At 51.5% G+C, this 26,802-nt stretch carries 26 protein-coding genes and 1 pseudogene; 12 read left to right on the top strand and 15 right to left on the bottom strand.

What is annotated here, in order from left to right; all coding sequences use genetic code 11:
• Window positions 1-47: 47 nt before the first annotated feature.
• From E4L36_RS06535 to E4L36_RS06525, 3 genes are read right to left on the bottom strand one after another with little or no spacing between them, the layout of a single operon-like run.
• Window positions 48-926, bottom strand: coding sequence for a PhzF family phenazine biosynthesis protein (locus E4L36_RS06535; protein WP_136679943.1), 879 nt, complete (start codon window positions 924-926; stop codon window positions 48-50).
• An 18-nt stretch (window positions 927-944) separates the two neighbouring features.
• Window positions 945-1,841 carry a DMT family transporter gene (locus tag E4L36_RS06530; RefSeq protein ID WP_136679942.1) on the bottom strand — a complete coding sequence of 299 codons (897 nt, stop codon included), beginning with the start codon at window positions 1,839-1,841 and terminating at the stop codon, window positions 945-947.
• Entirely contained in the window at window positions 1,842-2,012 is a 171-nt protein-coding gene (locus E4L36_RS06525) for a DUF1127 domain-containing protein (protein ID WP_127695752.1), read from the bottom strand.
• Window positions 2,013-2,187: 175 nt separating this feature from the next.
• On the opposite strand from E4L36_RS06525, the gene E4L36_RS06520 reads away from it, so the two are divergent.
• From E4L36_RS06520 to E4L36_RS06505, 4 genes are all read left to right on the top strand, one after another.
• Window positions 2,188-3,639 carry a PLP-dependent aminotransferase family protein gene (locus tag E4L36_RS06520; protein WP_136679941.1) on the top strand — a complete coding sequence of 484 codons (1,452 nt, stop codon included), beginning with the start codon at window positions 2,188-2,190 and terminating at the stop codon, window positions 3,637-3,639.
• 45 nt (window positions 3,640-3,684) lie between these two features.
• Window positions 3,685-4,998 carry a guanine deaminase gene (guaD, locus tag E4L36_RS06515; protein ID WP_136679940.1) on the top strand — a complete coding sequence of 438 codons (1,314 nt, stop codon included), beginning with the start codon at window positions 3,685-3,687 and terminating at the stop codon, window positions 4,996-4,998.
• Between the two features lie 85 nt (window positions 4,999-5,083).
• Complete coding sequence (locus tag E4L36_RS06510; protein ID WP_136679939.1) at window positions 5,084-5,704, top strand: TetR/AcrR family transcriptional regulator; 621 nt, start codon at window positions 5,084-5,086, stop codon at window positions 5,702-5,704.
• Between the two features lie 96 nt (window positions 5,705-5,800).
• Window positions 5,801-6,031: a hypothetical protein gene (locus E4L36_RS06505; RefSeq protein WP_136679938.1), complete on the top strand. Its 231-nt coding sequence runs from the start codon at window positions 5,801-5,803 to the stop codon at window positions 6,029-6,031.
• On the opposite strand, the gene E4L36_RS06500 is transcribed toward E4L36_RS06505, so the two are convergent.
• On the bottom strand, window positions 6,028-6,903 hold the full coding sequence (locus E4L36_RS06500; RefSeq protein ID WP_206064517.1) for a LysR family transcriptional regulator: 876 nt from the start codon (window positions 6,901-6,903) through the stop codon (window positions 6,028-6,030). The two genes, E4L36_RS06505 and E4L36_RS06500, sit on opposite strands and share 4 nt — an antisense overlap.
• Before the next feature lie 142 nt (window positions 6,904-7,045).
• Between E4L36_RS06500 and hppD the strand changes: the two genes are divergently transcribed.
• A complete protein-coding gene (hppD, locus tag E4L36_RS06495; RefSeq protein ID WP_136679937.1) occupies window positions 7,046-8,080 on the top strand; it encodes a 4-hydroxyphenylpyruvate dioxygenase in 1,035 nt (344 codons plus the stop codon).
• A gap of 98 nt (window positions 8,081-8,178) precedes the next feature.
• Here the strand turns inward: hppD and E4L36_RS06490 are convergent, their stop codons facing one another.
• From E4L36_RS06490 to E4L36_RS06460, 7 genes are read right to left on the bottom strand one after another with little or no spacing between them, the layout of a single operon-like run.
• On the bottom strand, window positions 8,179-8,955 hold the full coding sequence (locus E4L36_RS06490; protein ID WP_136679936.1) for an HAD-IIB family hydrolase: 777 nt from the start codon (window positions 8,953-8,955) through the stop codon (window positions 8,179-8,181).
• Window positions 8,956-8,978: 23 nt separating this feature from the next.
• On the bottom strand, window positions 8,979-9,800 hold the full coding sequence (locus E4L36_RS06485) for an endonuclease/exonuclease/phosphatase family protein (RefSeq protein ID WP_136679935.1): 822 nt from the start codon (window positions 9,798-9,800) through the stop codon (window positions 8,979-8,981).
• Window positions 9,801-10,610, bottom strand: coding sequence for a carbohydrate ABC transporter permease (locus E4L36_RS06480; protein WP_136679934.1), 810 nt, complete (start codon window positions 10,608-10,610; stop codon window positions 9,801-9,803).
• A gap of 12 nt (window positions 10,611-10,622) precedes the next feature.
• Window positions 10,623-11,483 (bottom strand): sugar ABC transporter permease, encoded by an 861-nt coding sequence (locus tag E4L36_RS06475; protein ID WP_127695733.1) that lies wholly within the window; start codon window positions 11,481-11,483, stop codon window positions 10,623-10,625.
• A 53-nt stretch (window positions 11,484-11,536) separates the two neighbouring features.
• Window positions 11,537-12,823: an ABC transporter substrate-binding protein gene (locus tag E4L36_RS06470; protein WP_136679933.1), complete on the bottom strand. Its 1,287-nt coding sequence runs from the start codon at window positions 12,821-12,823 to the stop codon at window positions 11,537-11,539.
• Window positions 12,813-13,853, bottom strand: a complete 1,041-nt coding sequence (locus E4L36_RS06465) for an ABC transporter ATP-binding protein (RefSeq protein WP_127695729.1) — start codon at window positions 13,851-13,853, stop codon at window positions 12,813-12,815. Before E4L36_RS06465 ends, E4L36_RS06470 begins: the two co-directional genes overlap by 11 nt.
• Window positions 13,850-14,623, bottom strand: a complete 774-nt coding sequence (locus tag E4L36_RS06460) for a DeoR/GlpR family DNA-binding transcription regulator (RefSeq protein ID WP_136679932.1) — start codon at window positions 14,621-14,623, stop codon at window positions 13,850-13,852. The genes E4L36_RS06465 and E4L36_RS06460 overlap by 4 nt, the downstream gene beginning before the upstream one ends.
• 567 nt (window positions 14,624-15,190) lie before the next feature.
• Here E4L36_RS06460 and E4L36_RS06455 point away from each other — a divergent pair.
• From E4L36_RS06455 to E4L36_RS06435, 4 genes and pseudogenes are all read left to right on the top strand, one after another.
• The gene (locus E4L36_RS06455; RefSeq protein WP_136679931.1) at window positions 15,191-15,553 is read left to right on the top strand and encodes a DUF6232 family protein; all 363 of its coding nucleotides are present in this window, start codon (window positions 15,191-15,193) and stop codon (window positions 15,551-15,553) included.
• A gap of 85 nt (window positions 15,554-15,638) precedes the next feature.
• Window positions 15,639-16,819 (top strand): annotated as a pseudogene (locus tag E4L36_RS06450) (IS3 family transposase).
• Between the two features lie 121 nt (window positions 16,820-16,940).
• Window positions 16,941-17,180: a hypothetical protein gene (locus tag E4L36_RS06445; RefSeq protein WP_136679930.1), complete on the top strand. Its 240-nt coding sequence runs from the start codon at window positions 16,941-16,943 to the stop codon at window positions 17,178-17,180.
• A 699-nt stretch (window positions 17,181-17,879) separates the two neighbouring features.
• Window positions 17,880-18,446 (top strand): hypothetical protein, encoded by a 567-nt coding sequence (locus tag E4L36_RS06435; protein ID WP_136679928.1) that lies wholly within the window; start codon window positions 17,880-17,882, stop codon window positions 18,444-18,446.
• A gap of 416 nt (window positions 18,447-18,862) precedes the next feature.
• Here the strand turns inward: E4L36_RS06435 and E4L36_RS06430 are convergent, their stop codons facing one another.
• Window positions 18,863-19,555, bottom strand: coding sequence for a response regulator (locus tag E4L36_RS06430; protein WP_136679927.1), 693 nt, complete (start codon window positions 19,553-19,555; stop codon window positions 18,863-18,865).
• Window positions 19,548-21,188, bottom strand: a complete 1,641-nt coding sequence (locus E4L36_RS06425; protein WP_136679926.1) for a sensor histidine kinase — start codon at window positions 21,186-21,188, stop codon at window positions 19,548-19,550. Before E4L36_RS06425 ends, E4L36_RS06430 begins: the two co-directional genes overlap by 8 nt.
• 216 nt (window positions 21,189-21,404) lie before the next feature.
• Between E4L36_RS06425 and E4L36_RS06420 the strand changes: the two genes are divergently transcribed.
• The 3 genes from E4L36_RS06420 to E4L36_RS06410 all read left to right on the top strand — a co-directional run bounded on the left by E4L36_RS06420 (window position 21,405) and on the right by E4L36_RS06410 (window position 24,528).
• Window positions 21,405-22,385 (top strand): tripartite tricarboxylate transporter substrate-binding protein, encoded by a 981-nt coding sequence (locus E4L36_RS06420; RefSeq protein ID WP_136679925.1) that lies wholly within the window; start codon window positions 21,405-21,407, stop codon window positions 22,383-22,385.
• A gap of 124 nt (window positions 22,386-22,509) precedes the next feature.
• A complete protein-coding gene (locus E4L36_RS06415; protein WP_136679924.1) occupies window positions 22,510-22,980 on the top strand; it encodes a tripartite tricarboxylate transporter TctB family protein in 471 nt (156 codons plus the stop codon).
• A gap of 3 nt (window positions 22,981-22,983) precedes the next feature.
• Entirely contained in the window at window positions 22,984-24,528 is a 1,545-nt protein-coding gene (locus E4L36_RS06410) for a tripartite tricarboxylate transporter permease (RefSeq protein WP_136679923.1), read from the top strand.
• 46 nt (window positions 24,529-24,574) lie between these two features.
• On the opposite strand, the gene cysG is transcribed toward E4L36_RS06410, so the two are convergent.
• Together cysG and E4L36_RS06400 are read right to left on the bottom strand one after the other, a co-directional pair.
• The gene (gene cysG / locus E4L36_RS06405) at window positions 24,575-26,017 is read right to left on the bottom strand and encodes a siroheme synthase CysG (RefSeq protein WP_136679922.1); all 1,443 of its coding nucleotides are present in this window, start codon (window positions 26,015-26,017) and stop codon (window positions 24,575-24,577) included.
• Between the two features lie 142 nt (window positions 26,018-26,159).
• Window positions 26,160-26,783, bottom strand: coding sequence for a phosphoadenosine phosphosulfate reductase family protein (locus tag E4L36_RS06400; protein ID WP_127695707.1), 624 nt, complete (start codon window positions 26,781-26,783; stop codon window positions 26,160-26,162).
• Window positions 26,784-26,802: the final 19 nt, after the last annotated feature.

Below are 26,802 nucleotides of genomic sequence, written 5' to 3'. Positions count from 1 at the left end.
TCCGGCGTTTTTGTTTTTCTTTTAGCTTAGCAGTTAACCGTAAGAGTTCACTTTGGCAACATCAGTTCCCCGCGGGCAACCACCACAGCATGCCCACCAACGCTAACAATATTTTCTTGCCCAACACGTTCGGTGCCAGCTTCAATAAGCGAAGGGCGGCCAATCTCCGCACCTTGAGTAATCTGCCAAGTGCCAAACCACCCATTACGCAGCGCCAAGCTGCCTACCAGTGCCGCAGCCGCGCTGCCCGTTGCTGGATCTTCCAAAACCCCACAAGCAGGGCAAAACATACGCATATGGATTGTCTGATTGGCTTTGTCCGCTACGAACAAACACAGATCAGGCACCGCATCGGCCCCTAAATGCGCTCGCCATGCGGCAAGATCTAGCTGAACACTCTCTAGCTGCTGCGAGTTGCTCAATTGCACCAACTGATAAGGCACACCGCTATTACCAATCCATGGTTCACCAACCACCGCATCACTCGCTAACCCCACCATTTCGCTTACCGATTGAGCGGTTAAATGGCTAGCTTTATAAGTGGGAGTTACCGCACTGCGCAGCGTGGCTTTGACGCTATCCGCTCCACGCTCAATCACTATCGGCACCGGCCCAACCTGCTCATTTAACACTAAATTGTCAGCCCCCTCTGGCAGCCACTTTAGATAATCCAGCAGTACCGCCGTACCCACAGTAGGATGCCCTGCAAATGGGATCTCGCCTTGAGGCATGAAGATTCGCACAGACCAAGCGGCATCCCCTGCTTTTTCCGTGATGAACACTGTTTCAGATAGGTTCATTTCACGCGCAATCTGCTGCATTTGTTGATCGGATAACCCCTGCGCATCCACAAATACTGCCAGCGGATTACCGGTAAACGCCGTTTGCGTAAACACATCTAACGTGTAGTAAGTTAAAGTTTTCATCTGCGCGACTCCTTTTGGTTATTTAAAACGCCGTCCCCAATACACCAACGCGACGACCGTTAACGCACAGGCCAATGTCCATTGATCTAGCACCTCGCCCATAAAGGTGACAGCAAACGCTATGGTAATAAATGGCTGCAACAGCTGTGTTTGGCTCACCGCAGCAATACCGCCCAACGCCAAACCCTTGTTCCACAGGAAAAAGCCGAACAGTTGGCTCACGAGCGCTAAATAGAGAAAACTCCCCCACCCTATCCAACTGTGGGTATTAGGCTCCACACCCAGCAGCAGATAAGTGGGCCACGTAACCGGAGCAGCTAACACCAATGTCCAGCAGATCACTTGCCAACCGGGCATTTCGCGTGAAAGCTGGCCGCCTAACGCATAACCAAGGGCCGCCAACACAACCGCTGCAACCAACACAAGATCACCAGCAGCTAGCGCGCCAACACCATCACGGGCCATAAAAAGCGTTACGACCAGCGCGCCTGACACACTACAGAGCCAAAACCCCAAACCACAGCGCTCCTTTGCAATCCAGGCCGCACAGATGGCGGTTAGCAAGGGCAGAATCCCCATCACGACACCACCGTGGGACGCTTCAACGCTTTTCATAGCGATCGCAGAAAGCACTGGAAAGCCAAACACCACACCACACGAGGTCAACAGCAAGCGCTTAATCTGGCTCCTAGAAGGCCACTGCGCGCGATAGAGCAACAGCAGTGCTGCAGCAACCACAGAAGCGATGGCCGAACGGCCAAAACCCACACTGACCGGATCAAAATAGGTCACGCTCCAGCGCGATGCTGGCAGCGTTAGGCCAAACAGCACCACAGCGAACGTGCCATAAAGCAAGCCTTTTACATCGTCCGAAAGCCCCGACTTTTCCGCTAGCGGGGTGCTACCTGCCCACATCTAGCACCTCCAAAATGGCTTACGTGATTCTTCCAACGCATCCGCGCGCGATACACCAATATCTTTTAGTGCTCGTGCATCAAGCATGGCTAGTTGTTTGCGGGTGCGATAGCAGCGGGCCATGCGCTGCAACTTTTGCCAAACTGTATTAAGCAAACCGATAACGAACATGTGAACTCCCTCCACGTAATTGAATTTACAGCATCTATGCTATGCGCTACCCTGAAGCCATTACAGATTTAGAAACAAAAAATAAAACCAGCACAGATAAAACAGCACAGATAACTGTCATGGCTTCTAAGCTATAAACTGTACTGGTAGCGATAAACCAAGGCGACAAACTGTCATGAAACTTTATGAACAAGTGGCGGATGCCATCGCGGCACGGATCGATCAGTCTTACTATCAAGTTGGCGAAAAGCTGCCCTCTATCAGAGCCATCAGCCAAGCGCATGGTGTTAGCATCTCAACAGCACAAGAAGCCTACCGCCTCCTTGAAGAACAAGGCCGAGCAGAAGTTCGGCCCAAGTCAGGCTTCTATGTCTTAGCACAAAGCAAGTCACCTCAGCAGCTACCCGATCTAAGCCGCCCCGCCCAGCGTCCGATGGAAGTATCGCAATGGGAGGATGTACTGGAGCTGCTGTGCGCCAACACAAATAGGGAGATGATCCAGCTCGGGCGCGCTATTCCGGAACTAGGGGCCGCAACGCTTAAACCCCTAAGCCGCATCATGGCGGATCTCAACCGGCAAGACCCGCTGGCCACGCTCAACTATGAACACCTAAGAGGCTCCGATAATCTGCGTTTGCAGATTGCTCGCCTTATGGTGGATGCTGGTTGCGTGCTGCACCCTGATGACATCGTCACCACCACGGGCTGCCAAGAGGCGATTTCCACCAGCTTACGAGCAGTGACAGAACCCGGTGATATTGTTGCGGTTGATTCACCCAGCTTCTATGGCTCGATGCAAGCGGTGAAGGCGCAGGGTTTAAAAGCGCTCGAAATCCCTACGCATCCTGAAACGGGCATCAGTCTTGAAGCCCTTGAGCTGGCTTTGGAACAGTGGCCGATCAAAGCTATTCAAATCACCCCTACGTGCAACAACCCGCTAGGCTACACAATGCCAGAGGCGAACAAAAAGCGCCTACTCGCAATGACTAAGCGCTACGACCTGCCCATCATTGAAGATGATATCTATGGTGATTTGGCCTATCAGGCGCCGCGCCCCCCTGCGCTGAAATCCTTTGATACCGAAGGGCGTGTACTTTATTGCTCATCCTTCTCGAAAACACTCGCGCCGGGGCTGCGCGTCGGTTGGTGCGCACCGGGGCGCTATCTCAATCAAGTGATCCATATGAAGTACGTGGTCACTGCCAGCACCGCCACTTTGCCGCAAATGGCGATCGCCGAGTTTATCGCGCAGGGTGGCTATGAGCGCCATGTACGTAAGATGCGCGCCCAGTATCAGCAGAGCCGCGACGTCATGATTGGCTGGATCGAGAAGTACTTCCCGGCTGGCACCAAGATCAGCTACCCCCATGGCGGCTTTCTTTTATGGGTCGAGCTGCCATCAGAACTCGATACAAGTGAGCTAAACGAATACCTGATCCCGGAAAATATCTGCATCGCCCCCGGTGTACTTTTTTCGGCATCTGGTAAATATCAAAACTGTATGCGCCTCAACTTTACCGATCCACCCAACGCCAAGAATGAAGCGGCGGTCAAGCGCGTGGGTGAACTGGCCGCTCAATTGATCACAGAGCAAAAAGCCACCCTTAACGGAACGAAGCGGGTATAATGCCGCGCTCTTAAACTGACTTTCAAGACAGGAAACGACCACCTTATGACTGCATCACGCCATGCCTATCGCGCTGCCATTATCCATATGCTTGACGACCCAGCTAGCAGCGCCGAGCAAGATAGCTATGAGTATTTTCAAGATGGTTTGCTGGTCGTTTCCGATGGCAAGATCGTACAGCTAGGCGAAGCAGAACAAATCCTGCGAACACTGCCTGCCGATGTGCCCATCACCCATTACCCAAACCATCTGCTAACTGCTGGGTTTGTTGATACTCACATTCACTACCCACAAACAGAGATGATCGCCTCCTACGGAGAGCAGCTCCTCGATTGGCTCAACAACTACACCTTCCCAACCGAGCAAGCCTTCGCCGATGCAGACCATGCCAAGCGCGTCGCTACGCTCTTTCTCGACGAGCTAATGCGCAACGGCACCACCACTGCGCTGGTCTTTGGTACGGTGCATCCAGAATCAGTGGATGCGTTTTTCACTGTGGCGCAGCAGCGCAAGCTGCGGATGATCTGCGGCAAAGTGATGATGGACCGGAACGCACCGGATTACCTGACGGATACGCCCGAGCAAAGCTACACCCAGAGCAAGCAGCTCATCGAGAAGTGGCACCATAAAGATCGGCTGGCATACGCCGTGACACCGCGCTTTGCGCCCACCAGTACGCCAGCGCAGCTTGACCAGGCCGCACGCCTGCTAAGTGAGTACGAGGGTTTGTATCTCCACACCCATCTTGCCGAGAATAAGCAAGAGTGCGCGTGGGTGAGCGAGCTATTCCCCACCAGCGAAAGCTACCTTGATGTCTATAAACAGCATAATTTACTGGGTAAACGTAGCGTCTTTGCGCATGGCATCCATCTTAACGATACCGATTGCTGCCAACTGCGTGATTCCGAGTCAGCCATTGCGTTTTGTCCAACCTCAAACCTCTTTCTCGGCAGTGGCCTTTTCAACTTACCCATGATGGAGCAGCATGATGTTGCTGTTGGGCTAGGCACCGATGTGGGGGCTGGTACCAGCTTTTCTATGCTGCAAACCCTTAACGAAGCCTACAAAGTGATGCAGCTACAAGATGCCAAACTCTCACCGCTGAAATCACTCTACTTAGCCACACTGGGCGGTGCACGGGCGCTGCACATTGATGACAAAGTCGGCAACCTAACCTCTGGTAGCGAAGCTGATTTTATCGTGCTGGATCTCAACGCGACGCCGCTGATCTCCGCCCGTATGGCCAACGCAAGCGCCATCGAAGAGCAGCTATTTGTCTTGATGATGCTGGGTGATGATCGCGCTATCGAGGCAACCTACGTCAGTGGCGACTTAGCATGGCGTAAACCCAGCGCTTAAATCACCGCTCCACTATCGTCGCCTTGCGGCTTGGCAACAGGCCGCATAGCATTGCCCCATTTACTATCGAGCACACCCCAGCACCATGAGCCGTATCCGCGCACGTAATCACGAAATTATCCTTCGCGCCGCTTGCATCGAGTTTGCAAAAAGTGGCTACGCAGGCACCAAAATCATCGATATCGCCAAGCAGGTTAACCTGCCAAAGCCCAATATCTATTACTATTTCCAAAACAAGCAGAACCTCTACCGCTGCGTACTGGAATCGATTATCGACCCTATTCTGGCGGCCTCTGACCCGTTTGAGCGCCACGATGATCCAGCTATCGCGCTGGCGGAATATATCCACACCAAAATTCGCATCTCCCAAGAGCACCCCGACGCCTCCAAGGTGTTCGCAAACGAGATCATGCACGGTGCGCCCCACCTGCCTGCGGATATCGCAGCCAAGCTGATGGCACAAACGGTGATGTGTACTGCAAAACTCAATGAGTGGATGGATGCTGGCAAAATGGATCGTGTTGATCCACACCATCTACTGTTTACCCTGTGGGCCTCGACTCAAACCTATGCTGATTTCGATTGGCAGATACGCTCCGTCACAGGAAAAGCGCAGCTGGATACTGAAGATTATCAAACCGCGGCCGACCTAATATGCCGTCTAACACTACGCGGTTGTGGTCTGAGCTTGCCAGAATCGTCGTAAAATTGCGCTATGCTTAGTTGGAAAGGGACCCACGACGCGTCATGAGCACGTCGCTTAATGTAGGGAAGTTTTTTGATTGGGGAACAAAAGCGACCAATGAGCGAAGATCCGATCCAGACCTTATTGCGCCACTGCACCTTGCAGCAGCTAGAGGCAATCCATACTGCACTTGAAAAACGTGCTGCAGAGAGGGCCGCTGAAACGGCCGCACGCCGTGAGCGTCAGAAGCTCGCTGCGCCGCCACGTAGCAGCACCGATGTTGAGAAAATGGCCGATGATCTTGGCTTAGACCTCTCTGGCTTAATGCGCGAGATTTCCAAGCGCTAGCTAAATGCAGCCGCCAGCTGCGCCTTAAGGTGCAGCCCGGCTTTGCCAAGCGGTTGGCTGGCACGCCAGACTAGGCGTGGCGTATAGCTTAACCGAGCCCCACCAATATAAGAGACCTCCACCAGCTCACCTTCGGCTAACTCGTCCTTAACCAGAAACTCAGGCAGCCAGCCAAAACCAAGCCCCTGACAGATGGCTGCTTTTTTGGCTGCAAAATCGCTCAGATAAAAGACCTTCTCGCCACCAAAGGTTTGCCGCCCACCATGCGCACGATCAAAGCTCGAATCGTGCACTGTCAGCTCGACATACTGGCGCAGCGTTTCGAGCGTACAGTGCGATTGCCCCGCTAATGGGTGCGCCGGAGAGGTCATCAGCATGGTATTAATTGGCGCTAACCGTTGCTGCTCTAGTTGTTCTGAAGGCTCATGAACAAGCGCCAACATCAGATCAGCTTGCGCCCTTTCAAAGCGCTGCTGAACCCCTCCTAAAAACTCTGTACGCAGCTGAATACGGGTTGGAATATCCATATCCGTCATCGATTTCAACACCTGCAAGATCGGCGGCAGCGGCAACATACCATCAATCACTACTTCCAGATTAGGCTCCCAACCTAGGCGAAACTGTTCAGCGATACGGTCCAGATTATCCGCTTGCAGCAGTAACCGCTGCCCCTCTTCCAGAATACGGATACCCAGCGGCGTCAGCTGCGCCCGATAATGGCTGCGATCAAATAAAGCACCGCCAAGCTGCTGCTCTAACTTACTCACCTGATAGCTGATGGCAGATTGAGTTTTATGTAGCTGCTCAGCCGCTTTCGCGAAGCTACCGGCCTCCACAACCGCCTGCATTACCCGTAACGCATTCAGATCCACTCACACACTCCATCAAATTTTTTAATAATGTTAAGCAAAATATTGCGCTTTCTTTAAACATTCAACCCTTTTAACGTAGCGACTAACGCCCTTAGGCGATTACAACAAGAATCTGTTCCACCCAACACAGGAGTAGCACGCTATGAGTCATAACCCCATTGGTCTGCGCGGTATCGAGTTCACAGAGTTTGCCAGTAACGATAGCGACTTTATGGAGAAGGTTTTCTACGCCTTTGGTTTCTCTAAGCTCAAGCAGCATCGCAGCAAGGCGATCGACTACTTCAACCAGAACAATATCCATTTTTTGCTCAACCGCGAGAAGCAGGGTTTTGCGGCGGATTTTACCCGCTCCCATGGGCCAGCGATCTGCTCAATGGGCTGGCGGGTCGATAATGCCGAGCAAGCATTGGCAGAAGCGGTAAAACGCGGTGCTAAGCCTGCCGACCCCGCCACAACCGATCTCAACTACCCTGCCATCTATGGCATTGGTAACAGCTTGATCTATTTCATAGATACCTTTGGCGAGAAAGGCTCTATCTATGCTGATGATTTTGTCGCGCACCAAGAGCCCGTTATTCGCGAGAACCTTGGCTTTATTGAGATCGACCACCTGACCAACAACGTCTACAAAGGCACGATGCAGACGTGGTCCGACTTCTACAAAGATGTTTTCGGCTTTGAAGAGGTGCGCTACTTTGATATCAAGGGGCAGAAAACTGCCCTGCTATCCTATGCACTGCGCTCGCCTGATGGCAGTTTCTGCATTCCGATCAACGAAGGCAAAGACGATAACAACAACCAGATTGATGAGTATTTGGATCAATACAATGGCCCGGGTGTGCAGCACATCGCGTTTCGCTCCGATGATCTGCTTGGCTCACTGGACCGCTTAGATCGCAGTGTTATCGACACGTTAGATATCCATGATGATTACTACGATGAGGTCTTTAATCGGGTTCCAAATGTCACTGAGGATCACGCCCGTATCAAAGACCACCAAGTGCTGGTTGATGGCGACGAAAAGGGCTACCTGCTACAGATTTTCACCAAGAACCTGTTCGGCCCTATCTTTATCGAGCTGATTCAACGCAAAGAGAACCTTGGCTTTGGCGAGGGCAATTTCCAAGCACTATTTGAATCGATCGAGCGCGACCAAGAGCGCCGCGGCGTGATCTAAACCCCGCACCATTATGTCTTCACATCTTTCGATGTGACCCTCTTAGGGCGCCACTGGCGCCCTGTTTTCGTTGATACGCTACAAACTTACAGTCCAACTTACAGCCCAACTAAGTGCTCAGCCAGCTCCGCAAAGCCGTGCCCACCCGGCTGGGAGCACAAATAGCGTGGTGGTACTGATAGCTCTGGTAAGAAAGGCGTAATATTGGCAACCCCCACCGTATGCGTGAGCTTAGCGAACATCGATTCATCATTGGGCGAATCACCAATAAACGCGCACTCCGATAACGCAATATCCGGCTGCAGATCTAACCACGCTTGCGCGGTATCGGCCTTACTGTAGCTGCCCAACCATGCGTTGATGTGAATTGAGCTGAGCCGCGCATGGAGGCCTTGCTCTCTTAACCACTGGGTTGCTGCTAGCGCCGTCTCACGCTCAATCTTGATCTCTTGGCCAATATCAAATGCGATATCCGTTAAACGATAGGCTTGATCACCCGTTACAGGGATCTGCGGAAAACTGCGTTGGAATGCAGCACTCACGTGCTGAAAACGCAGCTGATTTTGTGCTCTTTGCTGTTCAGGCTCACGGTAGTGGGTTTCGATCTTGCCCTGCGGGGTACGTGTCATCCAGAAGGCGCCGTTCTCGCCAATCACCGTATCAACCGGCCACGTGCGGATCAGGCAATCACACCAACCGGCACAGGCTCCCGTTACCGGTATCACTTTGATGCCTGCACGGCGCAAGCGATCTAGGGCGATGAAAGTATCTACAGGCAGCGTTCCCTGCCAAGTTAGCGTATCGTCCACATCGGTAAACAATACACGGATGGGAGTTTGTAGCTGAGCAACTGGCTGAATGTTTGCAGCAGTCATGAAAAGTCCTTAAGCGTCCAAAATCAGGGATAAAATTCGAGGATAAGCGGCTGATGATCTGAGGCGTCGCAGGTTTGCTCCGCGCCAATATCCGCTACAGAAAGCGCCGCCGCATGATTCAACAAACCAAAGTCTCGGCAATGCGGCCCCTCTGGCCATTGGTGTTTATCAAACACCCCGCAGGTGGGTGCATGGGTTTGATCACCGTGGCAGATATGCCAGCTATCCAACCATCCCTGTGCGAGCAAAAACTGATAGTCGTCACTTTCGGGGGTGAGGTTTAGATCGCCACATAGCAGCACACCTGCAGGTGATGGCGGCTGTCGATAACTGCCTTTGCTGCCTGCTGGCGCGCGGCGCAGAGCTTGTTGCTCTGCACGTGTTTTTTGCGCGCTCAGATAAGCCAGCTGCTCGCGCCGCTCCTGCGCACAATGAAAGGCTAAATGGGTATTAAAGATACGCAGCATCAAACTGGCACTGGTAACGACCACCTCTGCTGCGGTGCGCGGCATCTGCAGGTGTTCACTGCTCACTGGCGCCGGTAACAGGTGCGTGCGCGCATCCACCAGCAGCGGGCTGCGCACTAACGTCAGGTTGCCAAATTCGCTGCACCCCTCAGGGTGCTGCCAGCTAAACCCCGGTGCCCAAACGGGCGTAAACCCTGCGAAATATTGGCGAATAGTGTCGAGCTGATCGGTATTGCCGTGCTCTGGCAGGTGCCGCGCCACCTCTTGCAGACAGATCACATCCGCATTCTGCGCATGTAATAACGCGAGGATATCCGCCATTGAGTTGCGGCCATCACACCCCAGTGCGGCCTGAATATTCCAGCTAACCACTCGCATCTACTTAATCCCCGCGCGCATAAACGACTGCACAAACTGGCGCTGAAACACCAAGAATAGGATCAGCAACGGGCCAACAGCGATGAGTGTTCCGGCACAGATCACCGACCAATCAACACCCGACTCAGGCGCCCCGAAGATCGCCATACCCACCGTCAGCGGGCGGCTTGCGCTGGTATTGGTGATCACCAACGGCCACAGAAAGTTGTTCCAGTGGTAACTAATCGACACAAGCGCAAACGCCAGATAGGTCGGCTTGGCGAGCGGCACATACACTTTCCAGATCACCCCAAGGGTGGAGCAGCCCTCAAGCCGAGCCGCATCTTCTAGCTCTTGTGGAATAGTCTTGAACGTTTGGCGCAGCAGAAAGATGCCAAACGCACTGGCAAGATAGGGCAGCGCCACGCCAAGGTAGGTATCCACTGCCCCAATACTGGCAAGGGTTTGGTAGTTCTCAACAATCAAGATCTCTGGCACAACCATCAGTTGCAGCAGAATCAGGCCAAACACCACACCACGGCCAAAAAAGGGTAACCGCGCCAAGGCATAACCGGCCAAGGTACAGAGCACCAATTGGCAGCTTAAAATAAGTAACGTGATCGCCAATGTGTTGATCATGTAGCGCACGAACGGGGCTTGCTCCCAAGCGGTATAGAAGTGTTCCAGCGTCAGTGGTGCCAGCAAGCTGAAACGGGTTGCGAACTCTGCTGGGTGAAAGGCTGCCCAAAAGGCGTATAGCAGTGGCAAGATCCAGATGAGGCCAAGGCTCCATGCTGCCACTGCGCTCAGTGAATGCGTCAGTTTATTCATCGCTGGCGTCTCCTATCGATAGTGCGTTCGGCGCTCAAACACACCAAACTGCAACAGTGCTAACGCAACCAGTGCCAGCAATAGCAGTAGCGTTAAGCTGGCTGCATAGGCTGTATCAAAAAAGCTGAAGGCGTTTTCGTAGATGTAATAGAGCAGCAGGTTGCTGGCGTTGTTTGGCCCGCCCTTCGTCAAGATAAAGAGGTGATCCACCATCTTGAACGCGTTGAGCACTGCGTTCACCAGAATAAACAGTGTGGTGGGCATCAGAAGCGGAAAGGTGATACGGCGAAACTGTGTCCAGCGCCCTGCCCCCTCAATAGACGCCGCTTGATAGAGCTCGGGGCTGAGGCTCTGCAGGGCGGCAAGATAGAAGATCATAAAAAAGCCTGCCTCTTTCCAAACCGTAATCACCATCAAGCAATACAGGCTCAAGTCAGGATCGCCCAACCAGTTGTAGCCACGGTGTTCAAACAGGCCCAATAGTTGATTTAACAAGCCGATCTCGGGGCTGTAGAAAAACAGCCAGATATTGGCCACAGCGATCATCGGTAGCACCGTGGGGGTAAAATACGCTAAGCGCAGCCAGCCACGCCCTTTCATCTGGCTATTCACCCACAGCGCCATTACCAGCGCGATACCGATAGCCAGCGGCACAGTAAACAGCGCGTACAGTGCGGTGTTCACAATGACCTGATGCAGCACATCGTCTTCCATCATGAACTGGTAATTTTCGAGCGTGAAATCACTTGGCTGGGTGCCCAGCGAAAACACACTGCGCCATACCGTTTGCACCGTTGGGAAATAGGTAAAGGCCATCAGCAAACACAGTGCGGGTAGTAACAGCAGCCAAGCTTGAACAGAATGTCTGGACATAAAACAGGTACTCGATCAGGGGCCGGTTACCCAGCCCCTGCATAGGTTTAGAACTAACGGTAACGCTTCAGAATACGATCAGCTTTTTTCTGAGCGCCATCCAACGCCTCTTGTGCGCTAGCGCTGCCAGTTAATGCGCTTTGAATCGCATCATCTAACAACTTGCGTACACGGCCCGCTTGGTGGGTGGATAGCTCAGCCGTTGCGTGCGCTAGCTGATCCCGTGCAACCGCCGCAGGTGGGAACGTTTTCACATAGTCTTGCAGCGCTTGGGTATCGTAAGCGGCTTGGCTAACGCCCATGTAGCCGGTGGCGATACTCCAGTTAGCAGCTTGCTCTGGAGAGGTCATAAACTTCACCAGTTTCAGTGCCGCTTCGCGCTCTTGCGCAGTGGAATCTTTAAACAGGTAGAAGTTACCGCCACCTGTTGGGCTACCCAAAGATTGCTTGGCGGGCAGCATGGCGACACCAAAATCAAAGTTGGCGTTTTTCTTAACCGCCGTCAGGTTACCCGTGGAGTGCCACATCATGGCGGTTTTCTGCTCGAGGAAGTTTTGGCGTAGTGTTCCCCACTCGATCGCGCCTTTAGGCATAATCTGGTGCTCGTTGCCGAGCGCTTGCCAAAATTGCAGCGCTTCAACCACCGCTGGCTGATTGAAGTAGGTTTCGTTACCTGCCTGATTCATCAACACCGCGCCGTTTTGCTTGGTCAGCGCACCGAACATCCAGTATGGATAGCCTGTGGATGGGATCATCGCGCCCCACTGTGTCGTTTTGCCCGACGCATCTTTTTTCGTTAGCTGCTTACCCATTGCAGCAAGCTCATCCCACGTTTTGGGTGGCTGCTCTGGATCTAGGCCAGCGGCGCGGAATAGATCTTTGTTGTAGTACATCACGATAGTCGAGCGCTGGAACGGCACGCCCCACGTTTTATCATCAACGCGGCCATTCTCCATAAGCGCGGGATAGAAGCTTTGTAGCCACTTACGGTCTGCTTCTGTTTCCACAACGTCATCAAATGGGATGATTGCATCCAGATCCATCAGCTCATGCACATCAATAGAGAACATCACAGAAAGTTGCGCAGGCTTACCACTTTTTAGCGCTGCCAACGCTTTGATACGTGCATCGTTGTAGTTACCAGCGTAGATCGCTTTTACATCGATATCGGGGTTATTTTTCTCGAACTCTGCAATCATGCCATCCACCACTTTAGTGAGTGGCCCACCCACCGCAACGGGGTAGTACATCGTCAGTTCGGTTGCTGCGTGCGCCATCGACGTGAAGCTTGAAGCAATGAAACCAGTAGCTAATAGCCACTTTTTACCCTTAGTAAACATGTGCAAGATCCTTTGAATGTGGATTTAACAATGGAGTTTGATTGGCCAAACGTTGGCCGGTTTTGTGGGAAAAGTAGTGCTCTTGGCCCGCAGGCCATTGCAGTGTTAGGTGCTCATCCGCATTAACCACCTGATGCCCAGGCAGCGTGAAGCTGACCATTTGGCCGGGGAAGCGCGTCTCTAGGCGCGCCTCTACACGGGTTTCAGCGCCCTGATATTCTGTATGCACAGCGCGGGCAGCCACCCCTTGGGTTGCAAGACTGATATGCTCGGGCCGCACGCCAACAAGGTGCTCATCGCCCACCAAGAGATTCATGGGCGGCTGGCCGATAAACTCAGCCACAAAGCGGCTAGCAGGTTGGCTATACAGCTGGTTAGGCGTGCCGATTTGTTCGATCTTGCCGTTGTTGAGCAGAATAATCCGATCAGCCATGCTCATCGCTTCAATCTGGTCATGGGTGACGTAGATCACCGTGAGATTGAGCTGTTGTTGCAGGCGGCGAATCTCACTGCGCATCTCGTGGCGCAAACGGGCATCAAGGTTAGATAGCGGCTCATCCATTAAGCAGATCGGCGCTTGGCTCACAATCGCGCGGGCCAGCGCCACACGTTGGCATTGGCCGCCCGAAAGCTGCCCCGGCTTTTTATCTGCCTGCGCCACTAGCGATACACAATCCAACGCATAGGCCAAGCGGCGTTGTTGCTCATCTTTGGGCACACGGCGCGCTTTAAGCCCGAACAAAATATTCTCGGTTACGCTAAGGTGCGGAAACAGTGCATAAGACTGAAACACCATGGATAGCTGGCGCTTACCGGGCGCGGCCTGCGTAACATCGTGGCCATCTATCTTGATCTGGCCAGCATCGGGCTTTTCTAGCCCAGCAAGCATCTTGAGGGTGGTGGACTTACCGCACCCAGATGGGCCCAACAGCGCAATAAACTCACCCTTGCTAGCGGTAAAGCTGATGCCATCAACCGCGGCCTTCCCTTGCCAGTGTTTCTCTAACTGGTTGATCTGGATAAAGCTCATAGCGCGGCCTCCGCACATACCACCACATCGATATCGTGACGTAGGCATAGGTCTTCGAACGGTGCGGGTAGCTGATCAACAAAGAGGCGATCAATATCGTTTAGGTGGCCTGTTTTGACCGGCGCACTGCGCAGATACTTGCTGGCATCCGCCACCAGAAAGCGCTGCTCGCAGTTCTCTAAAATCGCTTGGGAGATGTGAGACTCTTCCGGGGAGAAATCCAGCAGCGCCCCATCGGCGCTTAAGCCGCCAATACCGAAAATACCAAAGTTAACCTGAAAGCGGCGCAAGTAGGCGGTCGCATCTTCACCCATTAAATCCTGATCGGATGGGCGCAACCGGCCACCACATAGATAAGTGCTAATACGGCTATTCCGGCACAACGCCAGCGCCGCATTTAGGTTGTTGGTGATTACCGTGGCACCCGGGTGGTTTAACATCGCCTCGGCCACCTGCTGAGGTGTCGTGCCAATGCCCAGAAACAAGCTGCACCCTTCTGGCAGCTGCGCAACCACGCGCTCGGCAATCCGCTGTTTTGCTCTTAGGTTGATAACGCAACGGTTTGCAAAGGATAGATTATGGGTTTGTACCGGCAGCGTGATCCCGCCATGGACACGCTTTACCAGCCCCATATCGCTAAGATCGTTTAGATCTTTACGAATGGTTTGGACAGATACATCAAAGTGGTCGGTAAGGTCTCCGCTGGCCAAAACCCCACCCTGCTCTCTGAGCAATGTAAGAATGGCCTGCTGGCGGGTAGAAAGCTGCATGTTCGAAACTCCGATTAGATTTCGAACGAAATTATCGAAGCTTCTTATGAAACTAATATTGCTTAAATATGAATAAAGCGTGACACAAATATTTCATACGAAAGGCATAGATAGACGCACAGACGCTCTTGCGCTACTGGCTTCTAGGTAAGCTCTGCAAGACCATTGCAGCACAGCGGCTTTGCACCAACGACTCCCCTTTCAAGCCTTGCCATTGTATACATCAGCGAGTACTGTTTTAGCAGTGTTGTGGCAAGCAAACGCACCGATTGTGTTGCTTGAAAGCAGGAAGCTGGGCCATAAGAAAGAACACCATTATGCTGTATGGATAGCCAACCTATTTTTCCTGCCGTTTTTCGAGCCTCGCAAGGCGAATACTCGCCACTTTATTTTTCTGAAGCTGGTGGTGCTGATTTAAGCCCTTTTAAAACAGCGGCTTAAAAAAACAGCTTAAAGATCAGAAGGTAAAATTAGTTCACTTTAATAATTACTATGTTGCTCGATGGCGCCACAACCGGAATTTTATGCAACACTAGTAGTTTTTAAATTTTATGAAAAGAGGAAGTTATGGAAGAGAAAGTATTTTTTGAGTATGAAGATGTAAAAATAACCAACTCAAGGTTTTTGACTGATAGTCAAACTTTTGCAATGAGTAACGTGACATCAGTTAAACCTCATAGAAAATCACCAAATCGCACTCCTGGCGTAATAGGCATTATGATTGGTCTTTCTCTATTTTTTGCTCAGTCATTTATTATAGGCTTGATTGTTATTGGTCTTTCGATATATTTCATGACAAAGCAAAAACCTCTTTATACTGTTATATTGAAAACATCTTCAGGTGAAAATCGAGCTTTAAGCACTTACCAAAAAGAGTATTTAAATCAAGTAATAGATGCATTAAATGAAGCAATTATTTATCGTGGATAATTTTGCCTAACAAGTGCTATATCTCAAGATACTGTAGTTCCCCCGGTTTAGTGGACACCTCAAACTAATTGAGTTGAGGTGTTCAGTGCCAGCCCATAAAAATCCAAAGAAGACGCGACATTACAGCAATGAGTTCAAGGCTAAAGCTGTTAAGCTGAGTCACTTAAAAGGGGCAAGCGTGAAAGGTGTTGCGGAGTCACTCGGCATTCACCCCTTCATGTTGTCTCGGTGGCGAAAGGAATATCGAGAAGGAAAGATCGTGTCGGACAACCGGTAAAAGCTGGTTAAAAAACCGCGTACAGTCAGTGAAAACGAACGAGTTCGTCAGCTGGAAAAGCAGGTCCAGCAGCTGAAAATGGAGAATGATCTGCTAAAAAAGTGGCAACAATTTCTCGCGGAGGAACAGCGGAAAAGTTCAGGTTCATAGACCGTTATAGAAGGCTTTATAAGGTCAACATGCTGTGCCGGTTTCTGGGTGTATCGCGCAGCGGTTTTTATGCTTGGTGCGGGCGTAGTCAGAGCAAACGAGCGCAACAAGATCGGCGCTTATTGGCGTATATACGAGACATCTTTCGTAAAAGCCGTGAAACATACGGCAGTCCGCGTGTTTATCATGCCCTCAAGCGACAGGGCATCGTTGTGAGCAAGAAGCGGATAGAGCGGTTGATGCGGGAGGATGGCCTAAAAGCCCGGGTCTCTCGAGTCTATAAGAAGGTTGTGGGGCTGCATCGTTTTTACCAGCGCTCACATAATTTACGTAAAGACCTTCCGAAGCCGGCGCGCAGGGACCAACACTGGGCGGCTGATCTGACCTACATTCGGGTAGGCAAGCAGTGGCTGTATTTGGCTGCTGTGATAGACCTGTATTCGCGACGGGCTGTTGGTTGGTCTTTAGGTAAACGGAAAACAGTGGCGTTAACAAAGTCCTCACTGATGATGGCCATTTGGAACAGGAAGCCGCCACCGGGTTTGATCTTCCATACGGATCGGGGCGTTGAGTATCGTGCTCACGAGTTCCAGGCGGTGTTAGATCGGCACGGTATGCATGCGAGTACAAACCGGCCGGGCTGCTGTACAGATAATGCGGAAATGGAGTCATTCTTCCATACGCTAAAGGGTGAGTTCATCAAAGGGAGAAATTTCTTTGGTGAGATGCATTTGAGGGATAAGCAGGCTGGTTACATCCAGCATTTTTATAATCGAATTCGATTGCACTCCAGTTTAAATTATCAGAGTCCGGTCGAATATGAAGCTATGACGGCGTAAGCGAAAGTGGTGTCCACTTTTTCGGGGGAAGATCATCCGGCCACGAAAAGCGTGGCCTCCACCGGACTCGCTAACGCTCGCCGTTTAGCGGGGCGTTAAATATCCTCAGGAGGAGGTATCTATGAAAGACATTAACTCTGATTTGAGAAAGTTAGTTCTCGGAAATGGAATTAGAGGGACTTTGCTTCTTATATTTTTTAACTACGGCTTTTTCTCTTTCGTCCTTAATCTTGCGGAATTGGCGACAGACTTTGGAACGCCGGCGTTTGGTGGGCCGTGGGGTGTGCTGTTATTTTCCTGTGGCATGGCATCAATCTGGTTGAGGTGGCCGCATAACCTGAGGGATGAAAAGAATATTTAACAAGCGGCTGTTGTCGCCACTTCGTGGCTGGGACTGTCTTTTCGCTGCTTTGCAGCTACAAGCCAGCCCCAAAGCTGAGCGTTATGAGCCTCGTACTTATTGAAGCACATCTTGCAGTAGCGGTTGTATGATTTATAACCTAAGTGTGAGTGGTACAGGTAAATCAATGGTCATGGAGGACTTGGATAATGTTGGAAAAAGTAGAGCAAATACTTGATAAGAATGACTTGTCTTATAAAACTGTAGGTAACTCTCTTCACTTAAAGTTAGCTCGAGCAGGCGGAAATGTCACAATCAAATATGACTATTCGACAAATTCGTATCTATATAGTTGCAATGAATACCTATTAGGTTTCTCTAGTATTATTTTCTTTATGTTATCTTTCAACACGTTATACCAGCCTGAGAAGCAAATGTGGTCTGGCTATGTAGCTGGGTGCATGTTTGCAGCAGCAGTGTTTAATCTATTCCAAATAGTACTGGCTCACATACAAATGTTGGATTTAAAATCTCAATTTAGAGAAGTAGGCGTTTATCTAAAGTCCGGCTCATAACAAGTATAAAACAAGTGCTTGGTACCAAAATCCATAACAAGCGTAAGCAGGTTCAGGCCTGCGGGCTTTGGGCAATAAACTCACTTGGGTTCGTTTATTGCCCCTGTTACGAACGTTATGTAGCTTTCAAATCAAGGAGCACAACATGCTTTTGGAAGAAGATATAAAAACATATTTTAATCATTTTAACCTTCCCGAAAAGTTTCTCTCATTGGTAGAGTTTGATAGAAATATTGCCAAAGGCGAGCGTTTCTCCGAAGGGTTTGAGCTTTCATTACAAACTGATAAATTTGGGCTTAAAACCTACTCAGGAAATGAAGAGTTTCTAAATTCTATATATGAATTTTCTCTAGCAGATGGAACTGGATCAACATATGCATTTTGGGTTAAAAATGGAGAGTCTAACCTTGCAGAAATGCCAATTATTGCTTTTGGTAGTGAGGGAGGGTTCCATGTTGTGGCAAATAACTTTGATGAGTTTCTGCAAATTCTAACTTTTGATAGTGAGCCAATGATTGATTGGGATAGTATCAATTACTTCAAAAGTCCCGAATATGATGAACCAAGTGCTAGAGTCGAAGATTATATAAATTGGCTAAAATCTGCTTGTAACCTTCTGCCTATTTCTGATGCAAATTCAATTGTTGAGAATGCGCAAAAAAACCACAAAGATTCATTGCAAAAGTGGTTTAATAAATTTTATAACCACTAAAGTAGCAACCGCCACATAACAAGTGGTTCCAGGTGACGCCAACGGCACACCTGAATCAAGCGTTATGTTTCATTTGAGGTAAGTGCCGCAAGATGTTTTATCGATTTATTGGCCTGCCTATTCTCGCACTGACCTTTCCCCCGAATTTAACACCATGACGACGATGAGATTTCCAGATAATCTAGGATCTAAATGGAGATCTCGACATGAAGAAGCGTTATACGGAATGATCTTCCCCCGAAAAAGTGGACACCACTTTTTCGGGGGAAGATCATAGCCTTCGGCGTCGCGTGATGCGGGCGTTATATTTTTTGAAGCGATAAATAAATGGAAGTTTTAGCGAATAGACCTTCTGCATGGTTTCTATTGCAAGAAGGTTGTGATTACTACAAAGCCCTTATGCACCGTGTCACGTCTTAGCCTTGCTTACTATGGTATCGCCGCTCAGGCCGTCCTACCGAGCCGTAGCTGACTTCGGCGAGTAGTTGCTGCTCAGCAACAAGATATTCCAGATAGCGCCGCGCGGTGGTGCGGCCTGCGCCGATGCGCTCGCCGACCTCTTCGGCGTTTAAGCTACCCGTCTCGGCTGCAAAAACCTGCTGTACTTTTTCTAGCGTCAGGGCATCAATCCCTTTAGGCAAGCGGTTAGATACCACCGGCGGTTCGTTGGTATGGCTGCGGGGCAGCAGGCGGTCTACTTCGCGCTGATCAAGGGCGCTCAGTGCGGTTAGCTTTTCAAGGTGTTGCTGATAGTTAAGCAGGGCTTCTTGAAGGCGTTCATACACCAAGGGTTTGAGGATGTAATCGAAGATGCCGCTTTGCAGCGCGGCTTTTAGGGTTTTTACCTCTTTGGCTGCGGTAATCAAGATAACGTCGATATTGCGGCTTTGCGCACGTAGCTCGCGCAGTAACTCTAGGCCAGTGCCATCAGGGAACTGGATATCCAGCAGCAGTAGCTCAGGCGCGAACACCTCTATCAGGTCGCGTGTCTCTTTTAACCCGTGGGCAATGCCCACCAGCTCAAAGCCTTCAACACGTTCTAAAAAACGCTTTTGAATCTCCGCAATTTGCGGGTCATCTTCTGCAATCACAACCCGGATATTAGCCATCTCTGCTGTCCTCTGGTTCGCCGGGGGTTACTAGCTGTTTAGGTAGGTAAACCACAAAGCGTGCGCCCTGCGGCGAAGGCTCTAGCATTATGGTGCCGTTTAGGTCCTCTAAAATGCCTTTTACAAGGTGCAGCCCGTAGCCGCGTCCGGTTTCGCCTTTGCTCGAAACGCCCTTTTCAAAGATGCGTTCGTGTTCGGTCTCGGCAACGCCGCCACCTTGGTCCTCAACTTCAAAGACAAGGTCATTGCCAACATCGGTCATGGATAGGAACACTTGCCCGCCCTTGCCTTGGTGCGCAAGCGTGGCCTCTAGCGCATTATCAAGTAAGTTACCGATAATAGTGACCAAGTCCTCTGCGGGGATGTTGGCGGGCAGCTCCGCCATGTGGCTTTCTGGGTCGATCTCTAGGAGCAAACCCATCTCTTTGGCGCGGTTATATTTACCGAGCAAACAGCCCGATAGCACTGGATCGGGCACGGCGTTTAGCAGCAGTTTAATCAGCGCTTGGTGGGCTTTTGTCTCTTGGCCAATCAGCGCGAGTGCCTCGTCTGTGGCGCCAATTTGGATCAGCCCCGCAATGGTGTGCAGTTTGTTGGCGTATTCGTGGGATTGGCTGCGCAACGAATCGGCATACTGCTGTATCCGAGTCAGTTTCTTACTCACCTCAGCCAGTTCATCTTTGGGGCGAAAGCTTGATACCACACCGGTAATCTCATCACCTTGGCGCAGCGGAATGCGGTTGGCGATGATGATGCGCTCGCCCCGGCGCACCTCGCGGTCAAACTGCGGCTCGCCAGACTGCAATACATCGAGCATTGCGCTGTCTGGCAGAACCTCTTCAATTGGGCGGCCAACATGCGGCTGGGCTTCCGGTAAGCCGAGCGCCACCACCGCGGTGCGGTTAATTGTTGTGATATGGCCGGTTGCATTGATGGCGATGATCCCCTCTTTTACCGACTCAAGCGTTGCGCGCTGTTCGCTAAAGAGGCGTCCGATCTGCTCGGGCTCTAGCCCAAAGATCGCTTGTTTGAAGTGGTTCGCAAACCAGATGGCGATCATGGCACTCACACCAAACGAGAGCAGAATCACCACAATTAGCGTAACGCTGTAGCGGGTGATTGTTAGCGCCACCTGATCAAGGTGATAGCCCACCGATACAATGCCCAGCACCTGCTCGCCATATTCATCAAAAATGGGAGCTTTGCCACGCATCGACCACCCCATACTCCCTTGCGCTTTCGCCAAGTAGGTTTGGCCAAAACGCAGCGCGGGGGCGTTGTCATCACCATCGTCATCGGCCATCGAGTAACCGATCATCTCCGCGCGTGGATGCGCCAGCCGCACGCCATCACGATCACCAATCACAATAAAACGTGCTTGGGTTTGCTCCGCCAGCGTCAAACTCAAAGGGACCAGATAGTCGGAATCACGCCGTTCTACAGCGCTGCGCACATTGGGCATGGCTGCGATTGTTTTGGCAACATCCAATGCCCGCTGGCCAATTTGCTCATCTAGTGAGTGGTGCAGCGTTAAAACGGCCACCAGCCCTATGACACCCGTTTGCACAACGGTCATTATGCCGAGTACGAGGATCATACGAGTTTTGAGTTTTAGTGCTTGTAACTTACGCATGTGTGTCTTTTATTGTTGTTAATAACACGCCTTTCACGATCAGCATGGTAGCGCCTTGTTTACGTTAAATAGTAGCGAACCCAGACGGCCATTACCCGTGAACAATATGAACAAAACGCTCTTTATGGCCTTAAATCCCATTAAAACCACAATATTCCCACCATCAGCGCCCACTTCTAAGCTAGCCCCATAAAACAAAAACAAGAGGTGCTAACTATGTTTCTGAACAAGCTATCTAAAGGTCACTTTGCCGGTGCTGTGCTAGCGGCGGCAATTTCTAGCGTATCGTTATCGGCGCAAGCATTGGAAAGTGTTCACTTTCTGATTCCTGGTGGTGCTGGCGGTGGTTGGGACTCAACCGCCCGTGGTACCGGCGAGGCGCTATCTAAATCAGGCCTTGTGGAGACTATCTCGTACGAAAACATGTCGGGTGGCGGCGGTGGTAAAGCCATTGCCCACCTGATTGAAACGGCGAGCCAAAAACAAGATACGCTGATGGTTAACTCTACGCCCATCGTGATCCGCTCGTTATCTAAGGTGTTTCCGCAGTCGTTTCGTGATCTCACGCCTGTTGCTGCCACCATTGGTGATTACGGCGCTTTCGTGGTGAAGAAAGACTCGCCCTATACCTCGTTTACCCAAGTGGTCGAAGATTACCGCAAGAACCCACGCGCCATTAAAATTGCCGGTGGTTCGGCACGCGGCAGCATGGACCACCTAGTTGCAGCAATGGCCTTTAAAGCCGCCGGCGGTGAGCCGCGCCAAGTTCGCTACGTGGCGTATGATGCCGGTGGTAAAGCGATGGCGGGGTTACTTTCTGGCGAAACCCAGCTTCTCTCAACGGGATTCAGTGAAGCGTTGGCACTGGCTGACGCTGGCGAAGTGCGCATTCTGGTAATGACGGGAACCGAACGCAATGAAGCGGCGCCCGATGTACCGACGCTAAAAGAGCTGGGTTACGACGCAAGCTTTGTTAACTGGCGTGGTTTTTTTGCAGCGCCCGGCCTTGCAGACAGCAAAAAAGCTGAGTTTATCGATACGCTCACCAAGATGTACGACACACCTGAGTGGGAAGCGGTGCGTGCCCGCAACGGTTGGACAGAGATTTTCAAACCCGATGCTGAGTTTGTCTCATTCCTAGAGGCACAGGAGCAAGAGGTGGGCGCTTTAATGAAGGAGCTTGGATTTCTGAAGTAGTGCTAACGCGAGCGTGATCTTATCTCGTAAGCCTATCTACACGCTCGCTTTCCAGGCTTTGTCGCTCTGTCGGGCAAAGCCTGCTTTTTGATTGTGCAGCGCGTTGCTGCTCGGAGCTTCCCTTATGACAATGACAAAAGACCATATAGGCGGGTTGATCTTTCTGCTGCTCTCCATCGCCTATGGCTACTACGCACGCCAAATCCCCCTGCTACCCGGTGATGAGTTCGAGCCGTTCCATGCCCAATCGCTACCCAATGCGCTGGCGATAATCGGTGCGGCGCTGGCCTTGGTGCTGTTGATTACCGCATCAAAACAACCGGATGACCGACTGCAGTTATCTGGCTACCACTTTTTGCTGGTCGCAAAGTTGCTGCTGCTGACTGTTGCTTTCGCGCTGGCACTGAACTGGATCGGTTTTCTGCTGGCTACGCTACTGTTTTTAATCGGCGGGTACTGGCTACTGGGTGAGCGCCGTATCAAGGTGCTGTTGATCGCGTCGGTCCCTTTTGCCGTGGCGATCTGGTTTATTTTGACGCAATTGCTCGATATCTATTTGGCACCCGGGCGCTTATTTGCTGGGTTAGGAGGCTAAACGATGTTAGACGGTATTATGACAGGCCTCACCACCGCGGTGATGCCCTTTAATCTGCTGATGGTCGTTGTTGGCTGTTTCGCGGGGACCTTTATCGGGATGTTACCGGGCCTTGGGCCGATCTCGGCAGTCGCACTGATGATCCCTGTAACTTACGGGCTAGATCCCTCTTCGGGCATTATTTTAATGGCCGGTGTCTACTACGGCGCGGTGTTTGGTGGCTCGACCTCCTCTATTCTGATCAACGCGCCGGGCTGTGCGAGTACGGTTGTCACCTCTTTTGATGGCTACCCGTTAGCACAACAAAACCAAGCAGGTAAGGCACTCGCGCTGGCGGCGTACTCTTCGTTCACTGGCGGTACCATCGGTGCCATCATCTTACTGTTTGCCGCACCTGCGCTGGCCACTGTCTCTTTGAGCTTCCAATCAAGTGACTACTTCGCGTTGATGATTTTAGGGCTGACCGCTGTCGCGGCTTTCTCTGGTAAGGGCCAAGTGATTAAAGCCCTCATCATGACAACATTCGGTTTGATGATCGCAACCGTGGGCACTGATGTGACATCTGGTACCACGCGCTTCACGTTCGGCAGCGTAGACCTTATTGATGGCATCAGCTTCTTGCTACTGGCGATGGCGACCTTCGCCCTCACCGAAGTGATTATGACGGTGCTCAAAGGCCAGCATGCGCAAGAAGAAGCGCAGATGGATATGAGCCAGCTTGGTAGTATGAAGCTAAGTAAAACCGAAGTGCGGGAGGTGGCCCCTACTGTGGCACGCTCCTCTGTATTTGGGTTCTTAATCGGCGTGCTGCCGGGTGCGGGCGCGACCATCGCGTCATTCCTTGCCTATGGCTTTGAGCGCAACCTTGCCAGTGCGAAGGAGAAACTCAAGTTTGGTAAAGGTGCGCTGCGCGGTTTAGCTGCACCGGAGTCTGCTAACAACGCAGCATCGACCGGTTCGTTTGTGCCGCTACTGACGTTGGGTATTCCGGGTTCTGGCACAACAGCGATTATGCTCGGTGCGCTGATCGCTTACGGTATTCAACCGGGGCCGCGTCTGTTTGTGGATAATCCCGATGTTTTCTGGTCGGTCATTATCTCTATGTACTTCGGCAACTTGGTATTACTGATTCTCAATTTGCCGCTCATCCCTTACATTTCGCGCTTACTCGTGATTCCGCGCCCAATACTGATACCGCTGATCCTGTTCTTCTCCATCACTGGGGTTTATCTGGTCAGCTTTAACACCTTCGATATCCATATGATGGTGCTAATTACCGTGATCGCCATTGGGCTTAAACTACTCGAATTCCCTATGGCCCCTATGCTGCTGGGCTTTATTTTGGGTGGGTTGATGGAGAACAACCTTAGCCGTGCGCTAATGATCTCTGATGGCAGCTTCGCATTTTTGTGGGAGCGGCCGCTGTCGGCCAGTATTGTCGCCATCGCATTGCTGGTACTTATTGTTCCGCCGCTGTTGGAGCATTGGAACCAGCGCAAAGGCCGCTCAAAAGGCATTGAGTCAGCGGTTAATGAGGGAGAGGGTTAACTCTAAATCGAGCACGCCAATCGGCGTGCTCTTTGGGTAACAAGCGCTACTTCTGCAAACGATTTGCAGCCATATTTAACGCATGTGCTTGGTTCTCTTCGATAACAGCATCACCGAACCACGCCAGTTTGTCTTGCAACGATACCACTTCACCTACAATCACCAGCGCCGGTGCTGGTAGTTGAGCCTCTTGCTGCTGTGCCACGATGGTTTCCAAGGTACCGGTCAGTACTTTTTGGTCTGGCGCAGTACCACGCGATACGATGGCAACAGGTGTTTGCTGCGGTTTCCCGTGGGAGGTCAAACCTTCAACAAGATCAGGCAACGTGTGCAGCCCCATGTAGAACACCACGGTTTGGTTGGGGTGCACCAGCTCGTCAAAATTAAGTGCTTCTTTACGGTTTTTTAGCTGGCCCGTTACAAACTTAACCGACTGGGCGAAGTTGCGGTGGGTAAGCGGAATACCCGCATAGGTAGAACACGCGCTAGCCGCAGTAATGCCGGGCACCACCTGAAACGGTATGCCGTGCGCTTTTAGCTCTTCTAGCTCTTCACCACCACGGCCAAAGATGAACGGGTCGCCCCCTTTTAGGCGCACAACACGTTTGCCGAGCTTGGCGTGTTCCACAAGCAAGGCATTGATGCCCTCTTGCGGTACGGCGTGGTCATCACGCTTTTTGCCTACGTAGATCAGATCAGCATCGCGGCGGCACATCTCTAGTACCTCAGGTGATACCAAGCGATCATAGAAGACCACATCAGCCTGCTGCATTAGGCGCAGGGCTTTAAAGGTGAGCAACTCTGGATCACCCGGACCTGCACCCACCAGATATACCTCACCAATCTGGTGCTCTGGGTCAGCCGCTTGGATGCTCTCACGCAATAAGGCTTCTGCCTCTTCATCGCGACCGGAGAACACTTTCTCTGCAATCTGCCCCTCCAGTACCGACTCCCAAAAACGGCGGCGCTCGTTTACGGTTGCAAAGCGGGCTTTGACCTCATTGCGAAAACGCCCCACTAACTGTCCTAGGCGGCTGTAACCCGCTGGGATAAGCGTTTCTAAACGCGCGCGCAGCATCCGCGCAAGTACGGGTGATTCACTACCCGAAGAGATGCCAATTACGATGGGCGAACGATCCACAATGGCCGGAAAGATAAAGGTACACAGCTTTGGTGTATCCACCACATTAACGGGTACATTGCGCTCCACCGCATCAAAATGGATACGTTCATGGAGGTCATTGTCGTTCGTTGCGGCCACCACCAGTACTTTGTCATCCACGAGCGCGCTGTGGTATTCCCCCACGATCACTTGATCTTCCTGATCTGTTGCCATGGCTCGCACTTCATCAGACACATGATGCGCAACAATTGTCACAAACACACCGGCACGCTTGAGTAAACGCAGCTTGCGCAAGGCGATATCGCCACCGCCCACAACCAGTGCATGTTTGCCTTTTAGATCAAAAAACAGAGGAAGATAATTCACGGACTCGGCCCCAGATGAATAGGAATAACGTTAAGTATAGCGATACCCGAGCGCAGAGACGATATTTGATGCAGGCATCAGGAACTCAGGAAGAGAGGCACCCCGCAAAAGCAAACATCGCCTAAGCGGGGCAAGTCGCGGGTTATAGCTGGGTGTGAAGACCACACTCACGCGTTTCAACCGCTTTGGTTGGGTCGAAGTAATCGTGTTCGTTTGGCAAGTTGTGCTCAGCAAGGTAAGCGTCAAGGTCGGCCTCTGTTAGGTTAAACAGTGGCGCTACTTTCAGGATGCCATCCTTACTTTGTGACACGATCTCTAATGATTGGCGGAACTCTGTTTGATCTTTACGGATCGCATTCAGCCAGACATCAGGCTTGATCTCGGCCAACGCACGCTGGAACGGCTCCAACTTCACTTGGCGCGTGAACTCTTCGTGCAGTGGATCATCGATATCCGGAATACCTTTCATCAACACGTTACGGCGCGCAGCGGTTTCACGTGGGATATAAACCTCAACATTAAGGTTCAGATCTTGGATCACTTGCTCCGCAAAGCGGTACGTGGCTGATGTGTTATAGCCCGAGTCCACCCACAATACGCGGATATCCGGTTTCGCCTGAACCGCCATGTGCAGAATCACTGACTCATACGGGCGAAAGTTTGTTGTCACTACCGGGTTCTCTGCCTGAGCGATTGCCCATGCAATGATCTCCTGTGGTGACTTATCAGCAACCGCGGCATTCGCAGCTGTTAGGTCGATACTCATTGAATAACTCTCCTTTGTG

It is taken from the genome of Neptunomonas sp. XY-337 (assembly GCF_004959845.1).
In the GTDB taxonomy this organism is placed as follows: domain Bacteria; phylum Pseudomonadota; class Gammaproteobacteria; order Pseudomonadales; family Balneatricaceae; genus Neptunomonas; species Neptunomonas marina.
The sequence above is the reverse complement of the archived record's forward strand: the minus strand, read 5'-3'. Positions and strand labels throughout refer to the sequence as shown.

What these genes read in the sequence shown, in the direction of transcription:
- E4L36_RS06470 (WP_136679933.1), bottom strand. Translation starts at nt 12,823, where the DNA reads ATGTTTACTAAGGGTAAAAAGTGGCTATTAGCTACTGGTTTCATTGCT.
- E4L36_RS06530 (WP_136679942.1), bottom strand. Translation starts at nt 1,841, where the DNA reads ATGTGGGCAGGTAGCACCCCGCTAGCGGAAAAGTCGGGGCTTTCGGAC.
- E4L36_RS06425 (WP_136679926.1), bottom strand. Translation starts at nt 21,188, where the DNA reads ATGCGTAAGTTACAAGCACTAAAACTCAAAACTCGTATGATCCTCGTA.
- E4L36_RS06465 (WP_127695729.1), bottom strand. Translation starts at nt 13,853, where the DNA reads ATGAGCTTTATCCAGATCAACCAGTTAGAGAAACACTGGCAAGGGAAG.
- E4L36_RS06480 (WP_136679934.1), bottom strand. Translation starts at nt 10,610, where the DNA reads ATGAATAAACTGACGCATTCACTGAGCGCAGTGGCAGCATGGAGCCTT.
- hppD (WP_136679937.1), top strand. Translation starts at nt 7,046, where the DNA reads ATGAGTCATAACCCCATTGGTCTGCGCGGTATCGAGTTCACAGAGTTT.
- E4L36_RS06475 (WP_127695733.1), bottom strand. Translation starts at nt 11,483, where the DNA reads ATGTCCAGACATTCTGTTCAAGCTTGGCTGCTGTTACTACCCGCACTG.
- E4L36_RS06420 (WP_136679925.1), top strand. Translation starts at nt 21,405, where the DNA reads ATGTTTCTGAACAAGCTATCTAAAGGTCACTTTGCCGGTGCTGTGCTA.
- E4L36_RS06460 (WP_136679932.1), bottom strand. Translation starts at nt 14,623, where the DNA reads ATGCAGCTTTCTACCCGCCAGCAGGCCATTCTTACATTGCTCAGAGAG.
- guaD (WP_136679940.1), top strand. Translation starts at nt 3,685, where the DNA reads ATGACTGCATCACGCCATGCCTATCGCGCTGCCATTATCCATATGCTT.
- E4L36_RS06455 (WP_136679931.1), top strand. Translation starts at nt 15,191, where the DNA reads ATGGAAGAGAAAGTATTTTTTGAGTATGAAGATGTAAAAATAACCAAC.
- E4L36_RS06510 (WP_136679939.1), top strand. Translation starts at nt 5,084, where the DNA reads ATGAGCCGTATCCGCGCACGTAATCACGAAATTATCCTTCGCGCCGCT.
- E4L36_RS06415 (WP_136679924.1), top strand. Translation starts at nt 22,510, where the DNA reads ATGACAATGACAAAAGACCATATAGGCGGGTTGATCTTTCTGCTGCTC.
- E4L36_RS06485 (WP_136679935.1), bottom strand. Translation starts at nt 9,800, where the DNA reads ATGCGAGTGGTTAGCTGGAATATTCAGGCCGCACTGGGGTGTGATGGC.
- E4L36_RS06410 (WP_136679923.1), top strand. Translation starts at nt 22,984, where the DNA reads ATGTTAGACGGTATTATGACAGGCCTCACCACCGCGGTGATGCCCTTT.
- E4L36_RS06430 (WP_136679927.1), bottom strand. Translation starts at nt 19,555, where the DNA reads ATGGCTAATATCCGGGTTGTGATTGCAGAAGATGACCCGCAAATTGCG.
- E4L36_RS06520 (WP_136679941.1), top strand. Translation starts at nt 2,188, where the DNA reads ATGAAACTTTATGAACAAGTGGCGGATGCCATCGCGGCACGGATCGAT.
- E4L36_RS06535 (WP_136679943.1), bottom strand. Translation starts at nt 926, where the DNA reads ATGAAAACTTTAACTTACTACACGTTAGATGTGTTTACGCAAACGGCG.
- E4L36_RS06490 (WP_136679936.1), bottom strand. Translation starts at nt 8,955, where the DNA reads ATGACTGCTGCAAACATTCAGCCAGTTGCTCAGCTACAAACTCCCATC.
- E4L36_RS06445 (WP_136679930.1), top strand. Translation starts at nt 16,941, where the DNA reads ATGAAAGACATTAACTCTGATTTGAGAAAGTTAGTTCTCGGAAATGGA.
- E4L36_RS06435 (WP_136679928.1), top strand. Translation starts at nt 17,880, where the DNA reads ATGCTTTTGGAAGAAGATATAAAAACATATTTTAATCATTTTAACCTT.
- E4L36_RS06505 (WP_136679938.1), top strand. Translation starts at nt 5,801, where the DNA reads ATGAGCGAAGATCCGATCCAGACCTTATTGCGCCACTGCACCTTGCAG.
- E4L36_RS06400 (WP_127695707.1), bottom strand. Translation starts at nt 26,783, where the DNA reads ATGAGTATCGACCTAACAGCTGCGAATGCCGCGGTTGCTGATAAGTCA.
- E4L36_RS06525 (WP_127695752.1), bottom strand. Translation starts at nt 2,012, where the DNA reads ATGTTCGTTATCGGTTTGCTTAATACAGTTTGGCAAAAGTTGCAGCGC.